At 60.3% G+C, this 15992-nt stretch carries 12 protein-coding genes, 2 tRNA genes and 1 pseudogene; 8 read left to right on the plus strand and 7 right to left on the minus strand.

Features of this window, described 5'->3' with window-relative positions; all coding sequences use genetic code 11:
• Positions 1–20: 20 nt before the first annotated feature.
• Complete coding sequence (locus tag AC1DVE_RS17265; RefSeq protein WP_223455928.1) at positions 21–503, minus strand: hypothetical protein; 483 nt, start codon at positions 501–503, stop codon at positions 21–23.
• 277 nt (positions 504–780) lie between these two features.
• A complete protein-coding gene (locus AC1DVE_RS17270) occupies positions 781–1005 on the minus strand; it encodes a hypothetical protein (protein ID WP_007898912.1) in 225 nt (74 codons plus the stop codon).
• Between the two features lie 1007 nt (positions 1006–2012).
• On the opposite strand from AC1DVE_RS17270, the gene AC1DVE_RS17275 reads away from it, so the two are divergent.
• A complete protein-coding gene (locus tag AC1DVE_RS17275; protein WP_080925238.1) occupies positions 2013–2336 on the plus strand; it encodes an SEL1-like repeat protein in 324 nt (107 codons plus the stop codon).
• A 175-nt stretch (positions 2337–2511) separates the two neighbouring features.
• Positions 2512–3876 (plus strand): DNA recombination protein RmuC, encoded by a 1365-nt coding sequence (locus tag AC1DVE_RS17280; RefSeq protein WP_223455966.1) that lies wholly within the window; start codon positions 2512–2514, stop codon positions 3874–3876.
• 48 nt (positions 3877–3924) lie between these two features.
• Here the strand turns inward: AC1DVE_RS17280 and AC1DVE_RS17285 are convergent, their stop codons facing one another.
• Together AC1DVE_RS17285 and AC1DVE_RS17290 are read right to left on the minus strand one after the other, a co-directional pair.
• Positions 3925–7395, minus strand: a complete 3471-nt coding sequence (locus tag AC1DVE_RS17285) for a hybrid sensor histidine kinase/response regulator (protein ID WP_477784065.1) — start codon at positions 7393–7395, stop codon at positions 3925–3927.
• Positions 7396–7610: 215 nt separating this feature from the next.
• Entirely contained in the window at positions 7611–8147 is a 537-nt protein-coding gene (locus tag AC1DVE_RS17290; protein ID WP_223455926.1) for a TetR/AcrR family transcriptional regulator, read from the minus strand.
• 148 nt (positions 8148–8295) lie between these two features.
• Between AC1DVE_RS17290 and AC1DVE_RS17295 the strand changes: the two genes are divergently transcribed.
• The 4 genes from AC1DVE_RS17295 to AC1DVE_RS17310 all read left to right on the plus strand — a co-directional run bounded on the left by AC1DVE_RS17295 (position 8296) and on the right by AC1DVE_RS17310 (position 13074).
• A complete protein-coding gene (locus AC1DVE_RS17295; protein ID WP_223455925.1) occupies positions 8296–9486 on the plus strand; it encodes an MFS transporter in 1191 nt (396 codons plus the stop codon).
• A gap of 48 nt (positions 9487–9534) precedes the next feature.
• On the plus strand, positions 9535–9846 hold the full coding sequence (locus AC1DVE_RS17300) for a cupin domain-containing protein (RefSeq protein ID WP_223455924.1): 312 nt from the start codon (positions 9535–9537) through the stop codon (positions 9844–9846).
• Positions 9847–9951: 105 nt separating this feature from the next.
• A complete protein-coding gene (locus AC1DVE_RS17305; protein WP_223543250.1) occupies positions 9952–11103 on the plus strand; it encodes a TDT family transporter in 1152 nt (383 codons plus the stop codon).
• Between the two features lie 96 nt (positions 11104–11199).
• Complete coding sequence (locus AC1DVE_RS17310) at positions 11200–13074, plus strand: MFS transporter (protein ID WP_223455922.1); 1875 nt, start codon at positions 11200–11202, stop codon at positions 13072–13074.
• 124 nt (positions 13075–13198) lie between these two features.
• Here the strand turns inward: AC1DVE_RS17310 and sugE are convergent, their stop codons facing one another.
• From sugE to rdgC, 3 genes and pseudogenes are all read right to left on the minus strand, one after another.
• Positions 13199–13513, minus strand: coding sequence for a quaternary ammonium compound efflux SMR transporter SugE (gene sugE / locus AC1DVE_RS17315; RefSeq protein WP_007977599.1), 315 nt, complete (start codon positions 13511–13513; stop codon positions 13199–13201).
• Positions 13514–13658: 145 nt separating this feature from the next.
• Positions 13659–14624 (minus strand): bile acid:sodium symporter family protein, encoded by a 966-nt coding sequence (locus AC1DVE_RS17320; RefSeq protein ID WP_007977600.1) that lies wholly within the window; start codon positions 14622–14624, stop codon positions 13659–13661.
• Positions 14625–14708: 84 nt separating this feature from the next.
• A pseudogene (gene rdgC, locus AC1DVE_RS17325) lies at positions 14709–15521 on the minus strand (recombination-associated protein RdgC); the annotation flags it as partial.
• A gap of 159 nt (positions 15522–15680) precedes the next feature.
• Here rdgC and AC1DVE_RS17330 point away from each other — a divergent pair.
• Both AC1DVE_RS17330 and AC1DVE_RS17335 read left to right on the plus strand, forming a co-directional pair.
• Positions 15681–15756 (plus strand) — tRNA-Val (locus tag AC1DVE_RS17330).
• Between the two features lie 19 nt (positions 15757–15775).
• Positions 15776–15852, plus strand: a tRNA-Asp gene (locus tag AC1DVE_RS17335).
• The last annotated feature ends 140 nt before the right edge of the window (positions 15853–15992 follow it).

The raw sequence follows: 15992 nt of genomic DNA on the forward strand, positions 1-15992 counted from the left end.
GATCTTTGGATCCAGAGGGGTCAGCAGGCTACCTGATTCAGCGGTGAAACACAGGTTTGCCAGGCGCAGGTGAAATCACGCAGACGCCCTTGGGGTTGAAAGGTCTGGCGCCAGATTCTGGCCATACCCAGCAAATCATCAGGGGCGGGGAGGGGGGTATTCTGTTCTTCCACCAGCAGCCAGGCGATGGCTGTGGCGTAACGCAGGTTGACGGTCAATTCGAGGTGCGGGCTACTGAGAAACGCATGCTGGCTGGCCAAGCCGCGGACCAGGCTTGCACGGTCCGGATCAAGGGCCAGGTAATGGTCCCAAAGGGCCTGGTGGCGGGGCTCGGCGATGCGGTACAGGCCGTGCCCACGGCGGTCATGCAGGGCGGAACCAAGGGCGGACTGGCTGGCGGCAATGCCCAGTAGCAGGGATTCGGCAGTAGCGCTATGGCGTCCGAGGTAGATCAGGGTCGGACGAATCACGTAGCGGCACAGTTCGCTGGCAGCGATACCCATAAAACCCTCGAAGCCTGAGTTGGACGGCGATACCTGAAGGGGGGGGCTTGGCAGCAGTGAATCGACTCAGGCTCGCCGCAAGCGGGTCAAGCCGCTTGAGTTGAAGTGTAGTGTCATATTCGCGCTGTAAAGGCCTGTTTTTAAAATATTTCCAGCGACCAGTTATAACCGTTATATCGGATCGTGCTTAGTCGTGATTCGAGGAAAGGGAAATATCGGGCAATAAAAAGCCCCGCTTTTTGGGCAGGGCTTTCGGTTTTTCAGCCTTTCTGGCGTTTCAGGCAACCAGTGCCTGACGGGTACGCTCGATCACGGCCTGCAGCGGCTCGGCGCTGGAGTATTGATCGGGGTACAGGCGTTCGCTGTGACGAGCGATACCGTGTTCGTTGACCAGGGTGAAGCTGAAGCAGCCTTTGCGAGCGGCCATGATCAGGCAGTTCATTGGTGCAAAAGCGTTGGTTAGGGTGCGAATGGCATCCTGAGTGTGGATTTGAGTAGACATTATTGGGTGTTCCTACAAATGACACGGATAAGAACCGTGCAACGTTAAAACGTTCCAGTAACGTCGATCACCATTGATCGAACGAAGAACCCGACTGGAACAAAGCAGCCAGTTTGAAGCGCTGACAAATTGGCGCGCTTGGGCTGGCAGGTAGGTACTTAGGAGGGCAGGCAACACATCGAGGGCAAAGGTTCTGGGCCCGGGGTGAAGATCCTGATCAATTTGCAGGTTGGTTCGAGCAGAGTAAGCAGGCGGAGCAACACCCTTTGCTTTCGATTCAAAGGTTGTGTTGGCGCAGGATTTACCTGGAAACCATCGAGGTGGTCGATCCCGCTTGTTCGGTGGAGGCTTCCGTCGGGAAGGCTGACCGGGGGGATTTGTTCGACCAGAATTGACTTTCAGCTTGGTACTAACGCCGCGGATACTAACGGATTGAACTGGCCAAGGGAAGTGTGTTAGCGAAAAGAATTTCCCGGCAGGTGCCTGATCGGGCTGTTTTGCCATTTAGAGATGCGCATAAAGCTGCGCGGCCTCCGATTGATACGCCCTGTATTCGAACAGAATCCGACCACCGGTCATCGAAGTTTGTAGCAACGCAGCCGCCTAAACAGCGGGTTTGCCAGGGCTTATCCCCAGGCACGACAAAAAAATGCGCCGAAAAAGTGCGTCGATATAACCGTCGCAAAGGGACTTGTGCACATTAGTTGCGCGGTCTGTCACCCCGCTGTCATCTCATGTTCAAGCGCAATGGCTGCCTGCAACCAAAATTTAAGTCAATGAAAAACATCGCTTTTTTTTACTGGTGAAAAAATCGTCAGTTTGACTGCGAGCCCCATTCCACAGGGCTTTGAGCGAGTTGAAGGGCGGTTGTCCACTGAGTTATCCACAGCTTCTGTGGATTGTCCCGAGCGCTTGCTCTAGGACGGGCGTGCCGGGATATTTTCAGCTTTACCTGTAAGAAAAAGAGAGTAAAGTTGCGCGCCTTCCGATCTGCCCCACAGTGCTTTATGAAGTTTCGCTCAGCCTCCGTTTCCTCTTCCTCCACACCACCCTCTGTTGCCCCTACCAAGCGCTTTTCCATGCGCGTGGCGGAGTGGCTGTTGGACAGTCCGCATCTGGGCGAAAACCGTAACGTCAAACACATCGCCGGACGTCTGCTCAAGCAACCGGCCCGTGAAGGCGTAGTGGCTGCGCAAAGTCGCCTTGGCCAGTTGATGTGCCGCGAATGCGGGAATGCCCGGGACCGCCGGATCGGTCAGGACCTGTTGCGTCAGGCCGCTCGGGCAGGCGATCACCGCGCTCAACAGGAACTGGGGCTGATCGAAGACTGAGCTGTCCAAGACCGGACGCCTTGGTTAACCTTCAGGCTTTATCCGAATGGCAGGAGTGGCTATGGCAATGGACTTGACCAGCGTATTGCTGGGTCTGGCAGCGGCTGCGTTGCCGTTGCTGGTATTGGCCTGGCAACTGCAGCGTCGGGCCAGCAGCACGCAAGCCGATGTCGCGCTGCTGCAAGAACGCCTGGCCATGGCGCAACTGGCGCAGGACGGATTGAATGCCCAGCTCGAATCCAGCCGCGATGAAGCGGCTGACCTGACCCAGGCCAACGCCGCCAAACAGGCTGATCTGGCTGCGCTGCGTCGTGAAGTCGAACTGTTGCAGATCGAGCGCGACGACGCCCGGGACGCCTCCCATGCGTGGAATATCGAACGCGCCGGCAAAGAAGCCGAATTGCGCCGTCTGGATGCCCAGGCAGCGTCGCTCAACGCCGAATTGCGCGAGCAACAGGACAGTCATCAGCAACGCCTCAACGACCTGCAAGGTTCGCGGGACGAGTTGCGCGCGCAGTTCGCCGAGCTGGCGGGGAAGATTTTCGATGAGCGCGAGCAGCGTTTTGCCGAAACCAGCCAGCAGCGCCTGGGGCAGTTGCTTGATCCACTCAAGGAACGCATCCAGTCCTTCGAAAAGCGTGTCGAGGAAAGCTATCAGAACGAGGCCCGTGAGCGTTTCTCCCTAGCCAAGGAGCTGGAGCGCCTGCAACAGTTGAATTTGCGCCTGAGCGACGAAGCCACCAACCTGACCCGCGCCTTGAAGGGGCAGAAGACCCAGGGCAACTGGGGCGAGCTGATTCTTGAGCGCGTGCTTGAACATGCGGGGCTGGAGAAGGGCCGCGAGTACCAGACTCAGGTCAATCTCAAGGGGCCGGACGGCGAGCGCTTCCAGCCGGACGTGATCATTTATCTGCCGGGCGACAAACAGGTGGTGGTCGACTCCAAGGTCAGCCTGACGGCCTATCAGCAATACGTGGCGGCTGAAGACGAGGCCATCGGCCAGATCGCGATCAAGCAGCACGTGCTGTCGTTGCGTAATCACGTCAAAGGCCTGGCCGGCAAGGACTACAAACGCCTCGATGGCTTGCACAGCCTGGATTTCGTGTTGCTCTTCGTGCCGATCGAGGCGGCGTTTTCTGCTGCGTTGCAGGCTGAGCCGACGCTGTTTCAGGAGGCGTTCGACCGTAACATCGTGATCGTCAGCCCCACCACCTTGTTGGCGACCCTGCGTGTCATCGACAGCCTGTGGAAGCAGGAGCGCCAGAGCCAGAATGCCCGGGAAATCGCCGAGCGGGCCGGGTGGCTGTACGACAAGTTCGTGCTGTTCATTCAGGATCTGGATGAGGTCGGCAATCGCCTGCAGCAACTGGACAAGGCCTACAGTTCGGCACGCAACAAGCTGACAGAGGGACGTGGCAACCTGGTCAGTCGCAGTGAGCAACTCAAGCTGCTGGGCGCGCGGGCGAGCAAGAGCCTGCCGGCGGACTTGCTGGAGCGGGCGATGACCGATGTGGATGGGCTGGTCGAGTTGCCGGAGTAGCCCCGGGCGAGCGTGGACCTTGTGGCGAGGGGGCTGTGTTGAACCGCGTTACAACGGCAAATACCGGCTCAACAACGCGCGCAACGCCGCCGGTTTCACCGGTTTGGCCAGGTAATCCAGTCCCGCGGCATGCACCAGGTCGACTGTCTCCGGCCGGCCATCGGCGCTGATCACCACCCCTGGAACCGGCTCGCCCATTTGCGTGCGCAACCAGGCCATCAAATCGGTTCCGGTCTCACCATGATCGAGGTGGTAATCCACCAGTGCCAATTGCGGGCGCATGCCTTCGCCAAGCAATGCGGCGCATTCCTCCCGATTGCGCGCGGTCCAGACCTGGCAACCCCAGCGGCTGAGCAGGCTGTTCATGCCGATCAGGATGCTGTCCTCGTTGTCGATACACAGCACCTGCGCGCCATTGAGCAATTTGCCATTGAGCTCCGCGACCTTGACCGGCGCTGCGGTTTGCGCCCGGGCCAGCGGCACGCTGACGCTGAAGACGCTACCGCGCCCCGGCCAGGAGCGTACACGCAAGGTATGACCGAGCACGCGACATAGCCCGTCGGCAATCGCCAGCCCCAGGCCGAGGCCTTTTTCGGCCCGTGTCTGGTGGCTGTCGAGGCGCTTGAACTCTTCGAAAATCACTTGTCGTTTATCTTCCGGAATACCCGGCCCACGGTCCCAGACTTCCAGGCTCAATGCTTCCTTGTGCCGGCGAACCCCCAGTAGCACCGGCCCTTTGCCGTAGCGGAAAGCGTTGGTCAGGAAGTTCTGCAAAATCCGCCGCAGCAATTTGATGTCGCTGTCGACCCGCAACGAGCTTGCGCGAACCCGGAACTCCAGCCCTTGTTCCTGCGCCAGCACCCTGAACTCGGTACCGAGGGTATCGAACAGTTCGTGAAGGGCGAATGGCTGGCGATTGGGGTTGATCTTGCCGTTCTCCAGGCGGGAAATGTCCAGCAGGTCGCTGATCAAGTCCTCGGCCGAGCGCAGCGAGCTGTCCAGGTGCCCGACCAGTTTCTGTGCTTCGCCGGACAAACCATCGTCCTGATGGGAGAGGGCGGCGGAGAACAGCCGCGCCGCATTCAAAGGTTGCATCAAGTCATGGCTGACGGCCGCGAGGAAACGGGTCTTGGACTGGTTGGCCGCCTCGGCGTTGCCCTTGGCTTCGGTCAGGGCAACGTTGAGCTGCGACAATTCGTGGGTCCGTTCGGTGACCCGTTGCTCCAGGCCTTCGTTGGCTTCGGTCAACGCCTGTTCGGCTTCGCGGAACGCGGTGATGTCGGTGAAACTCATGACGAAGCCGCCGCCCGGCATCGGGTTGCCGATCAGCTCGATCACCCGGCCGTTGGGGAACAAGCGCTCGGAGGTGTGCGCGCGGCCCTGACGCATCCAGTGCAGACGGCGAGCGACGTGCACTTCGGCTTCGCCGGGGCCACACAGGCCGCGCTCGGCATTGTGGCGAATGATGTCGGCGATGGGCCGGCCGACGCTGATCAAGCCGTCCGGGTAGTTGAACAGCTCCAGGTATCGACGGTTCCAGGCCACCAGCTTCAGCGACTGGTCGACCACGCTGATGCCCTGGGTGATGTTCTCGATGGCGCCTTGCAGCAAGGCACGGTTGAACTGCAGCACTTCCGAGGCTTCGTCGGCGATGCGCACGACGTCTTCCAGTTGCATCTCCCGCCCTTCAATGGCGGCTTTTACCACCGCGCGGGTCGAAGAGGCACCCAGCACACCGGCCAGCAGGCGTTCGGTATGGGCGATCCATTCACTGTCGGCGTTCTGGTTCGGGTTGAAGCCTTTGCCCTGGCGATAGGCAAAGCGGATGAAGCTTTGACGGGCGCGTTCTTCGCCGACGAAGCGCGCCGCCAGTTGCAGCAGGTCGTCGATCTGCACTGAAAGCATCGAGCGTGCGCTGGGGCGGGCACTGATTTCCTGACCGATGAAGCGGCCCGCTTGCCAGTGCTCGGAAACCCGGGTGCGCGACAGCACCGAGACCCAGGCGAACAGCGTGAAGTTGCCTGCCAGCGACAGCACCACGCCCTGGGTCAGCGGGGTGATCGGCAGGTTCAGTGGATTGCTGTGCAACCAGGCCAGCCCCGGAAAGGTGCTCAAGGACAGGCCGAGGCTGAGGGCGGCAATCGGCAGGATCAAGGTGTAGAACCACAGGAAGGTGCCTGCGGCGAGGCCAGCGAAAACACCGCGGCGGTTGGCCTGCTTCCAGTACAGCGCACCGAGCATGGCGGGGGCCAGCTGGGTTACGGCGGCGAAGGCGATCTGGCCAATGGTCGCCAGGCTGGCGGTCGAGCCCAGCAGGCGATAACTGACGTAGGCCAGCAGCAGAATGACCACGATGCTGACGCGTCGCACCGACAGCATCCACTGGCGGAACACTTCGAACGGGCGTTCGGCATTGTTGCGACGCAGCAGCCAGGGCAACAGCATATCGTTGGAAACCATGGTCGACAGCGCCACGCTGGCTACGATCACCATCCCGGTGGCCGCCGATGCGCCACCGATAAACGCCAGCAGGGCCAACGCCGGATGCGCCTGGGCCAGGGGCAGGCTGATGACGAACGAGTCCGGCAACACCGAGCTGGGCAGCATCATCTGGCCGGCCAGGGCGATCGGCACGACAAACAATGCGGCGAGGGCAAGGTAGGCCGGGAATACCCACTTGGCCAGGCGCAGATCCTGGGGATCGATGTTCTCGACAACGGTCACGTGGAACTGCCGTGGCAGGCAAATGATCGCCATCATCGCCACACCGGTCTGCACCACCATCGACGGCCAGTTGATGGTTTCCTTCCAGTACTGTTCGAGTCGCGGCGCCAGCATGGCCTGGTCGAACAGGTCGTCGAAACCGTCGTACAGGCCGTAGGTCACGAAGGCGCCGACGGCGAGAAACGCAAACAGCTTGACCAGCGATTCGAAGGCAATCGCAAGCACCATGCCGCGGTGGTGCTCCGTGGCGTCGAGGTTGCGGGTACCGAAGACGATGGTGAACAGCGCCAGCACCAAGGACACGATCAGCGCGGTGTCCTGGGCACGGGTGCCCATGGCGTCAGCGCCGGCACCGATCAGCAGGTTCACACCGAGCACGATGCCTTTGAGTTGCAGCGCTATGTAAGGCAACACACCGACCAGGCAAATCAGCGCCACCACCACCGCCAGCGACTGGGATTTGCCATAGCGTGCGGCGATGAAGTCGGCGATCGAGGTGATGTTTTCCTGTTTGCTGATCATCACCATTTTTTGCAGGACCCACGGTGCGCCGACCAGCAACAGAATCGGCCCGAGGTAGATCGGCAGGAACGACCAGAGCTGTTCGGCGGCCTGGCCCACCGCGCCGAAAAAGGTCCAGCTGGTGCAGTAGACCGCCAGCGACAGGCTGTACACCCAGGCTCGCACACGCGGCGGCAAGGGCGCGCTGCGACGGTCGCCATAGAAGGCGATGGCGAACATGATGGCCATATAGGCCAGGGCGACGACGGCAATCAGCCCGGTGGACAGCGACATGGGGACTCCAGACAAAAGACACCCGGGCTCCCGCCCGGACAGACAGTCTCGCACGACCGCCAACGTTAGTCAGTGTCGACCAAGGTCGTGGCGTGGTGGGGTGTCGCAGGGGAATTTGCAGTGTCTGGACCGGCCTCATCGCGAGCAGGCTCGCTCCCACAGGGGGCGGCGAACACAGGGCAAATGTGAGAGCGAGCCTGCTCGCGATGGGGGCCTCACTGATTCAATGCAACTTCAATCAATCGGTGCAATTCCTCAACCTCCAGCGGCGCCTCGGCAAACAGGATGCGAAACACCGTCGGCGCGGCGATAAGATTGATCAGCCGATCGACACTGGGCTTGGGCTGATTCGGATAGCGATCCAGAATCGTCTGCAGTTGCCCGCCAATGATCGTCGCGCAATAACTCGGCTTCAACGCCGCCTGCACGTCGCATAGCATGTTGCGGCCGGGTTCGGAGCTCATCTCGTCCAGGTACTGTTCCGCCCAGGCCCGCACGTCACCATGAAGGCTGCCGGTATTGGCCGGCTCGTTGTCGGGTTGCATGCGGGCGAGGGCGACGTCGGCCAGCAGCGCCGACACATCGCCCCAGCGTCGATAGATGGTGGACGGTGTGACACCCGCGCGCGCCGCAATTTGCGGCACCGTCACGCTGGCGCGGTCCTGCTCCTCAAGGAGTTGGCGCACGGCCGAATGAATCGACTCTTGTACCCGGGCGCTACGGCCACCAGGGCGTAATGTGGGAGCTGTCATCTTGTGTTTCCTGTATTGCACCGGGTCTTGCGGCTGGCATCCGGTCCTGAAAGCCATGCATCGGACCTTAACACAAAGAATTTGCTTTAAGAGGGATCCAGTAGCACACTCCGCAAAAGCAAAAAATTAGCTTTTGTGGAGTGTGTCCATGCCCGGTTCTCATTCAAATCGTGCCAGCCTGTGGTTTCTGGCCGTTACCTTGCTCAGTTTCCTGGCGGCCTCCACTGCGCCGACGCCGCTGTATCACCTGTATCAGGAGCAGATGCAGTTTTCGGCAGCGACCTTGACCCTGATTTTCGGCGTCTACGCCCTCAGCCTGTTGGCGGCGTTGCTGACGGTCGGCTCGCTGTCGGATTACCTGGGGCGCAAACCGGTGATTTTTACGGCAGTGATGCTGAACATCCTGGCGATGTTGCTGTTTATCTACGCCGACAGCGTCGGGTGGCTGATCAGTGCCCGGGTCCTGCAAGGGTTTGCCACCGGCATGGCGACTGCCGTGTTGAGTGCAACGCTGCTGGACACCGATCGCCAGCAAGGCCCGCTGGTCAATAGCGTCGCACCCTTGCTCGGCATGGCTCTGGGTGGGTTGGGCTGCGGTTTGCTGGCCGAGTTTGCTCCGGCGCCGTTGCACCTGACCTATTGGCTGCTACTGGTCCTGTTCGCGATGCAGGCTGTATTTGTCTGGCGTTTGCCGGAGAGCGTCACGCGCCAGTCCGGGGCTTGGGCATCATTGCGACCCACCCTGCATGTGCCGGTCCAGGCGCGTGCGACGTTATGGCGGGTGTTGCCGCTCAACACGGCGACCTGGGCGCTGGGCGGATTTTACGCGTCGCTGGCACCTTCATTGGTGCGCACGGCGACCGGTTCGATCTCGAACCTGATTGGCGGGGCGACCGTCGCCGCATTGACGGTGACCGGTGCCCTGATGATTTACACACTGCGCAATCAGGCTGCGACCAAGGCGCTGCAACTGGGCGCCAGTTCGTTGCCGGCGGGAGTCGTCTTGATTTTACTGGGTGTGCACAGCGCCAGTTTGCCCCTGTTTTTCCTCGGCACGCTGGTCGCCGGTTGTGGCTTCGGCGCCGGTTTCCTCGGGGCGGTGCGCAGTCTGGTGCCGCTGGCCTTGCCCCATGAGCGCGCCGGGTTGATGTCGGCGTATTACGCGTTGAGTTATCTGGCGTTCTGCCTTCCGGCGCTGCTGGCCGGGAACCTGGCGCGGACCTTTGGTCTGGTGGCAACCACCGATGGCTATGGTGCGGTGCTGATGGTGCTGGCCCTCAGTGCAATGGCGGGTTTACTGCGATCACGTTCGACCAGAGTCTGCGAGGTCAACCGGTAAAATTGAGTTAGCCTTGGCACCCACTCAGCTCACTCGAAGGATCGGACCATGAAGATAATCCGCAGCAAATCGTTCACTGGCGAGCGTGCCTGGGCCGCGCTGGACATCGCCAGCATGAACGGCATCACCACGCGGCTGCACTGGACCGATCAACCCTACAAGTGGCACGTCAACGATGGCGAGGAAGTGTTCGTGGTGCTCGATGGCCAGGTGCGGATGCGTTATCGCGAAGAGGGGGTGGAGCGGGAAGCTTTGCTGGAGGTCAGTGATATTTTTTATGCCTCGGTTGGCACTGAGCATGTGGCGCATCCTGTAGGGCCGGCTCGGATATTGGTGGTCGAATCGGAAGGAAGTGTCTGATTCTATATAGACTATATCGATAAGATATAGAGATATTACCCGTTATATAGATATTCGATTCGGATCTAACATGGGCCCTACCTCACGAGAGGACAGGAGTTCGCCATGACATGCGCCAATAGCATCAAGCCCGGAATCAAACCTTTCAGCCATTTGCAGCATCCCCGCGAGGTGATCCGCCAGTTCACCCCCAACTGGTTCGCGGCCACCATGGGCACTGGCGTGCTGGCGTTGGCACTGGTGCAATTGCCGGTCGCCATACCCGCCTTGCACGCTTTTGCCGAAGCCCTCTGGCTGTTCAATATCGCACTGTTTCTGCTGTTTACGGTGGTATACACGGCGCGTTGGGTGCTGTTTTTCGACGAAGCGCGGCGGATTTTCGGCCACTCCACGGTTTCGATGTTTTTCGGCACCATCCCCATGGGCCTGGCGACCATCATCAATGGCTTCCTGGTGTTTGGCCTGCCGCGCTGGGGCGACGGTGTGATTCACCTCGCCGAGGTGCTGTGGTGGCTGGATGTGGCGATGTCGCTGGCCTGCGGCGTGCTGATTCCCTACATGATGTTCACCCGTCAGGAGCACAGCATCGACCAGATGACAGCGGTCTGGTTGTTGCCGGTGGTTGCGGCAGAAGTGGCGGCCGCCAGCGGGGGGCTGTTGGCGCCGCATTTGGTCGATGCTCATTCGCAACTGGTGGTGCTGGTGACCAGCTATGTGCTCTGGGCCTTTTCCCTGCCGGTGGCCTTCAGCATCCTGACCATTCTGTTGCTGCGCATGGCCCTGCATAAACTGCCCCACGAAAACATGGCCGCCTCAAGCTGGCTGGCCCTTGGCCCGATCGGCACCGGCGCGTTGGGCATGCTGGTACTGGGCGGCGATGCACCGCTGATTTTCGCGGCCAACGGTATGCCGGGAGTCGGTGAGATTGCTGCAGGGCTGGGGCTGATGGCCGGCATCACCCTGTGGGGCTTCGGCCTGTGGTGGATGCTGATGGCGTTGCTTATCACTGTGCGCTACCTGCGTGCCGGCATTCCTTTCAATCTCGGCTGGTGGGGCTTCACTTTTCCGTTGGGCGTCTATTCCCTGGCGACGTTGAAGCTGGCCAGTACCTTGAACCTGATGTTCTTCAGTGTGTTTGGCTGCGTGCTGGTGGCATTGCTGGCGGTGATGTGGCTGATCGTCGGCAAGCGCACGGTGCTGGGCGCCTGGCGCGGTGAGCTGTTTGTCTCGCCGTGCATTGCCGGATTGAAGAAATAACCGGCAAAGATTAGGTAAGGTGTGGCCTGGATCGACTTTTGATAATCCAATAAGAATCCAGGCCACTCGCTACCTAAAATCAGGGACACATGGAAGATGAGTCACCCCTCACAGTTCACCTTGCTGCGCACCCGGCGCTTCCTGCCGTTCTTCATCACCCAGTCCCTCGGGGCGTTCAACGACAACGTGTTCAAACAGTCGTTGATCCTCGCCATTTTGTACAAGCTGACCATCGAAGGTGACCGCTCGATCTGGGTCAACCTGTGTGCGCTGCTGTTTATCCTGCCGTTTTTCCTGTTCTCGGCCCTGGCCGGGCAATTCGGGGAAAAGTTCGCCAAGGATGCGTTGATCCGCCTGATCAAGCTTGGAGAAATCGCCATCATGGCGGTCGGCGCGGTCGGCTTCATGTTCGATCACTTGTCGTTGATGCTGGTGGCGCTGTTCGCCATGGGCACCCACTCGGCGCTGTTCGGGCCGGTGAAGTACTCGATCCTGCCACAAGCCCTGCATGAAGATGAGCTGGTAGGCGGCAACGGCCTGGTGGAAATGGGCACCTTCCTGGCGATCCTCGCCGGCACCATTGGCGCCGGGGTCATGATGTCTTCGGCGCATTACGCGCCGGTGGTGTCCATGGCGATCATCGGCACTGCCGTGCTCGGCTACCTGGCCAGCCGCAGCATTCCCCGGGCGGCGGCCGCCACGCCGCAAATGCGCCTGAACTGGAACATTTTCAGCCAGTCCTGGGCCACGTTGAAACTGGGCCTGGGGCAAACACCGGCGGTGTCGCGCTCGATTGTCGGCAACTCGTGGTTCTGGTTCGTCGGGGCGATTTACCTGACGCAGATCCCGGCCTATGCCAAGGAATGGATGCACGGCGACGAAACCGTGGTGACGCTGATTCTGACGGTGTTCTCGGTCGGCATCGCATTGGGTTCGATGCTGTGCGAGAAACTCTCCGGGCGCAAAGTCGAGATTGGCCTGGTGCCGTTCGGATCGTTCGGCCTGACCGTTTTCGGTCTGCTGCTGTGGTGGCATTCCGGCGCAATTCCAGACAGCGCCGCCGGCCATGGCTGGATCGAGATCCTCGGTTTTGGCCAAGCCTGGCTGGTGTTGCTCGACATCCTCGGCCTGGGCGTCTTCGGCGGTTTCTACATCGTGCCGCTGTACGCGCTGATCCAGTCACGTACCGCGGAGAACGAACGGGCGCGGGTGATTGCCGCCAACAACATCCTCAATGCGTTGTTCATGGTGGTGTCGGCGATTGTTTCGATCGTCTTGCTGAGTGTGGCGAAGCTGTCGATCCCGCAGCTGTTCCTGGTGGTGTCGTTGCTGAACATCGGCGTCAACGCCTACATCTTCAAGATCGTCCCCGAGTTCACCATGCGTTTCATGATCTGGCTGCTCAGCCATTCCATGTACCGCGTCGAGCACCGCAATCTGGATCTGATCCCCGATGAAGGCGCGGCGCTGCTGGTGTGCAACCACGTGTCCTTCGTCGACGCCTTGCTGATTGGTGGCGCGGTGCGTCGGCCGATTCGCTTTGTCATGTACTACAAGATCTACAACCTGCCGGTGCTGAACTTCATCTTTCGTACCGCGGGGACGATTCCGATTGCCGGGCGCCAGGAAGACATCCAGATCTACGAAAAGGCCTTCACGCGCATTGCCCGGTATCTGAAGGACGGTGAGCTGGTGTGCATCTTCCCCGAGGGTAAATTGACCGCCGATGGCGAGATCAACGAGTTCAAGGGCGGGTTGACGCGGATTCTCGAAGAGACGCCGGTGCCGGTGATTCCGCTGGCTTTGCAGGGGTTGTGGGGGAGTTTCTTCAGCCGCGATCCGGGCAAGGGATTGTTTCATCGCCTGTGGTCACGGGTGACATTAGTAGCAGGGCCGGCAGTGGCGGTTGAAGTGGCGGAGCCGGCGAAGTTGCAGGCGATGGTGGGTGAGTTGCGCGGGGCTGTCAGATAGCGGTTGTTTGCGCGGGCCGCTTCGCGAGCAGGCTCGCACACAAGGGATCCACGGTGTGTCGCAGATTGTCGCAACACCTGCGATTCCTGTGGGAGCGAGCCTGCTCGCGATGGCGGTCTGAAAGTTAAGCGCTAACCTTCAGGCCAACGAGCCCGGAAATGATCAACGCCACACTCGCCAACCGCACCAGCGCCATGGATTCGCCAAACAGAATGATCCCGGCGATCACCGTGCCAACGGCGCCGACACCGGTCCAGATCGCATAGGCCGTACCCAGCGGTAACTCCTTCATTGCAAGGCCGAGCAAGCCAAGGCTGATAGCCATGGCCGCAACGGTCAACACAGTGGGGAGCGGGCGGGTGAAGCCGTCGGTGTACTTGAGGCCGACGGCCCAGCCCACTTCGAACAGGCCGGCGAAAAACAGAATGATCCAGGACATGAAGACCTCCATCGTTTGACGGGGGTCGTCCCCTGATTAATGACTCGATCGAGCCGCGAGGTCGTCCTCGCGATGCGCAATATAGTGCCCAGCATTAACCCGGGGATCAAGTTTTCAGATCAAGATCGCGGATCAAGATCGCGAGTCAGTCACTGACCTGTTGCGCCGCCATTTCCCGATCCTGTTTCTCGCTCATGCGGCGGAAATACGTGGAGAGCAATGCCCCGGAAATATTGTGCCAGACACTGAACAATGCACTTGGCACCGCCGCCAGCGGCGAGAAGTGTGCACTCGCCAGCGCGGCACCCAACCCGGAGTTCTGCATGCCGACTTCCAGGGCCAGGGACTTGCGCTGGGCCAGAGGCAGCTTGAACAGGCGCCCGGTGAAGTAACCCAGCAAGTAGCCGAAGCTGTTGTGCAGCATGACCACGGCCATGATCAACAGGCCGGACTCTGCGATCTTGGCCTGGCTGGCGGCGACGACTGCCGTGACGATGATCACGATGCTGACCACCGACACCAGCGGCAATACGTCCACGGCGTGGCGAACCTTGTCGCCGAGCACCCGTTGGGCAACCACGCCCAGCACGATTGGCAACAGCACCACTTGCAGGATCGACCAGAACAACTCCATGAACGATACCGGCAACCAGGCCGAGGCCAGCAGCCAGATCAGGGCTGGGGTCAGCAGCGGGGCGAGGAGGGTGGTGACGGCGGCGATGGCCACCGACAGCGCCAGGTCGCCACGGGCCAGCCAGGTCATCACGTTCGACGAGGTGCCGCTTGGGCAGCAGCCGACCAGAATCACGCCGACGGCGATTTCCGGCGGCAAGTGGAACGCCTGGCAGAGCAACCACGCCACGCCGGGCATGATCACGAAATGGGCAACCACGCCCAGGGCCACGCGCCATGGATGGCGAGCGACTTCGGCGAAGTCTTCGAGTTTGAGGGTCAGGCCCATGCCGAACATCACCAGCCCCAGCAAGGGCACGATGGCGCCTTTGAGGCCGAGGAACCATGCCGGCTGCAGAAACGCCACGACAGCGAAAATCAGTACCCAGTAAGCGAAGGTGTTGCCGACAAAACGACTCAATGCAGCCAGTGCGCGCATGGCCTGATCCTTTTTATTTAGTAGCACCACAAAACCAAATGTGGGAGCGGGCTTGCTCGCGAAAGCGGAGTATCAGTCAGTACCGGCTTCGTCGCCGCCATCCTGTTCCGCCTGGTCTTGCAGCAGGTCTTCGAACTTCAGGCGCTTGACCACCATTTTGTCGTCGAGGACGAACGACAGTTTGTCCTGCCAGGCCAGGGACAGTTGAGTGACCACTTTGCCGGTGCTCAGGTGCAACTGGATTTCTTCGCTGGTCAGGTCCTGGCGCTTGCAACGCACGATGCCGCCGTCTTCGTGGGTGTCGCGCAACTCGCACTCGTCCAGCACAAAGAAATCGTCCGCGGCTTTCTGGGTGGTGACCCACTCGGTCATGGTCGCGGTCGGGGACATCTTCACGGTCAGTGGGCGCACCGGCAGGGTGCCGATCACTTCACGCAGGGTCGACAGCAAGTCTTCGGCGCGTTTCGGGCTGGCCGAGTTGACCAGGATCAGGCCCTGTTTCGGCGCGATGGCGGCGAAGGTCGACGAGCGGCGGATAAAGGCGCGGGGCAGGAAGGCCTGGATGATTTCATCCTTGATCTGATCGCGTTCCTTCTTATAGACCTTGCGCATTTGCTCGGCTTCGATCTCTTCGACCTTTTCCTTGACCGCATCACGCACGACGCTGCCCGGCAAAATACGTTCTTCCTTGCGGGCGGACACCAGCAGGAAGTCACCGCTGACGTGTACCAGTGGCGCATCTTCGCCTTTGCCGAACGGCGCGACGAAACCGTAGGTGGTCAACTCCTGGCTTGCACATGGGCGCGCCAGTTTGGTGGCCAGTGCAGTTTCCAACGCCTCGGCATCAACAGGCAGATCTTGGGTCAGGCGATAGATAAGCAGGTTTTTGAACCACATGGGGTGAGTCTCTCCTTTATACAAAGGGGGGCATTATTGTCTTCGCCGTGCCATAGGCCAACCTTTCTCTAAGCCTTTGGAAGGCCTGAGAAAATTATTTTAAAAAGTGCTTGCCAGAGGTTGGGTCGCTCCGTAGAATGCGCGCCACACCGAAGCGAAGGGTGATTAGCTCAGCTGGGAGAGCGTCTGCCTTACAAGCAGAATGTCGGCGGTTCGATCCCGTCATCACCCACCATTCGTTTCAAGTGTTACGCGCAGCGGTAGTTCAGTCGGTTAGAATACCGGCCTGTCACGCCGGGGGTCGCGGGTTCGAGTCCCGTCCGCTGCGCCATATTCGGTAACCTGGAACACTGAACGCCAGGTCACCACGGAAAAGCCCGCTTAGGCGGGTTTTTTTCTGCCTCAAGTTTCACGGTTGTTCCTGTGGGTTGCGTCGTTTCACCGGTTTTTAGATTTTTTTGAAAAAACTTC

This window comes from Pseudomonas sp. P4_B4 (assembly GCF_056402255.1).

Bases quoted from the DNA above. Each gene is read 5' to 3' on its own strand.
- AC1DVE_RS17320 (WP_007977600.1), bottom strand. From the start codon at position 14,624: ATGCGCGCACTGGCTGCATTGAGTCGTTTTGTCGGCAACACCTTCGCT.
- sugE (WP_007977599.1), bottom strand. From the start codon at position 13,513: ATGTCCTGGATCATTCTGTTTTTCGCCGGCCTGTTCGAAGTGGGCTGG.
- AC1DVE_RS17270 (WP_007898912.1), bottom strand. From the start codon at position 1,005: ATGTCTACTCAAATCCACACTCAGGATGCCATTCGCACCCTAACCAAC.
- AC1DVE_RS17310 (WP_223455922.1), top strand. From the start codon at position 11,200: ATGAGTCACCCCTCACAGTTCACCTTGCTGCGCACCCGGCGCTTCCTG.
- AC1DVE_RS17265 (WP_223455928.1), bottom strand. From the start codon at position 503: ATGGGTATCGCTGCCAGCGAACTGTGCCGCTACGTGATTCGTCCGACC.
- AC1DVE_RS17305 (WP_223543250.1), top strand. From the start codon at position 9,952: ATGACATGCGCCAATAGCATCAAGCCCGGAATCAAACCTTTCAGCCAT.
- AC1DVE_RS17300 (WP_223455924.1), top strand. From the start codon at position 9,535: ATGAAGATAATCCGCAGCAAATCGTTCACTGGCGAGCGTGCCTGGGCC.
- AC1DVE_RS17275 (WP_080925238.1), top strand. From the start codon at position 2,013: ATGAAGTTTCGCTCAGCCTCCGTTTCCTCTTCCTCCACACCACCCTCT.
- AC1DVE_RS17290 (WP_223455926.1), bottom strand. From the start codon at position 8,147: ATGACAGCTCCCACATTACGCCCTGGTGGCCGTAGCGCCCGGGTACAA.
- AC1DVE_RS17295 (WP_223455925.1), top strand. From the start codon at position 8,296: ATGCCCGGTTCTCATTCAAATCGTGCCAGCCTGTGGTTTCTGGCCGTT.
- AC1DVE_RS17285 (WP_477784065.1), bottom strand. From the start codon at position 7,395: ATGTCGCTGTCCACCGGGCTGATTGCCGTCGTCGCCCTGGCCTATATG.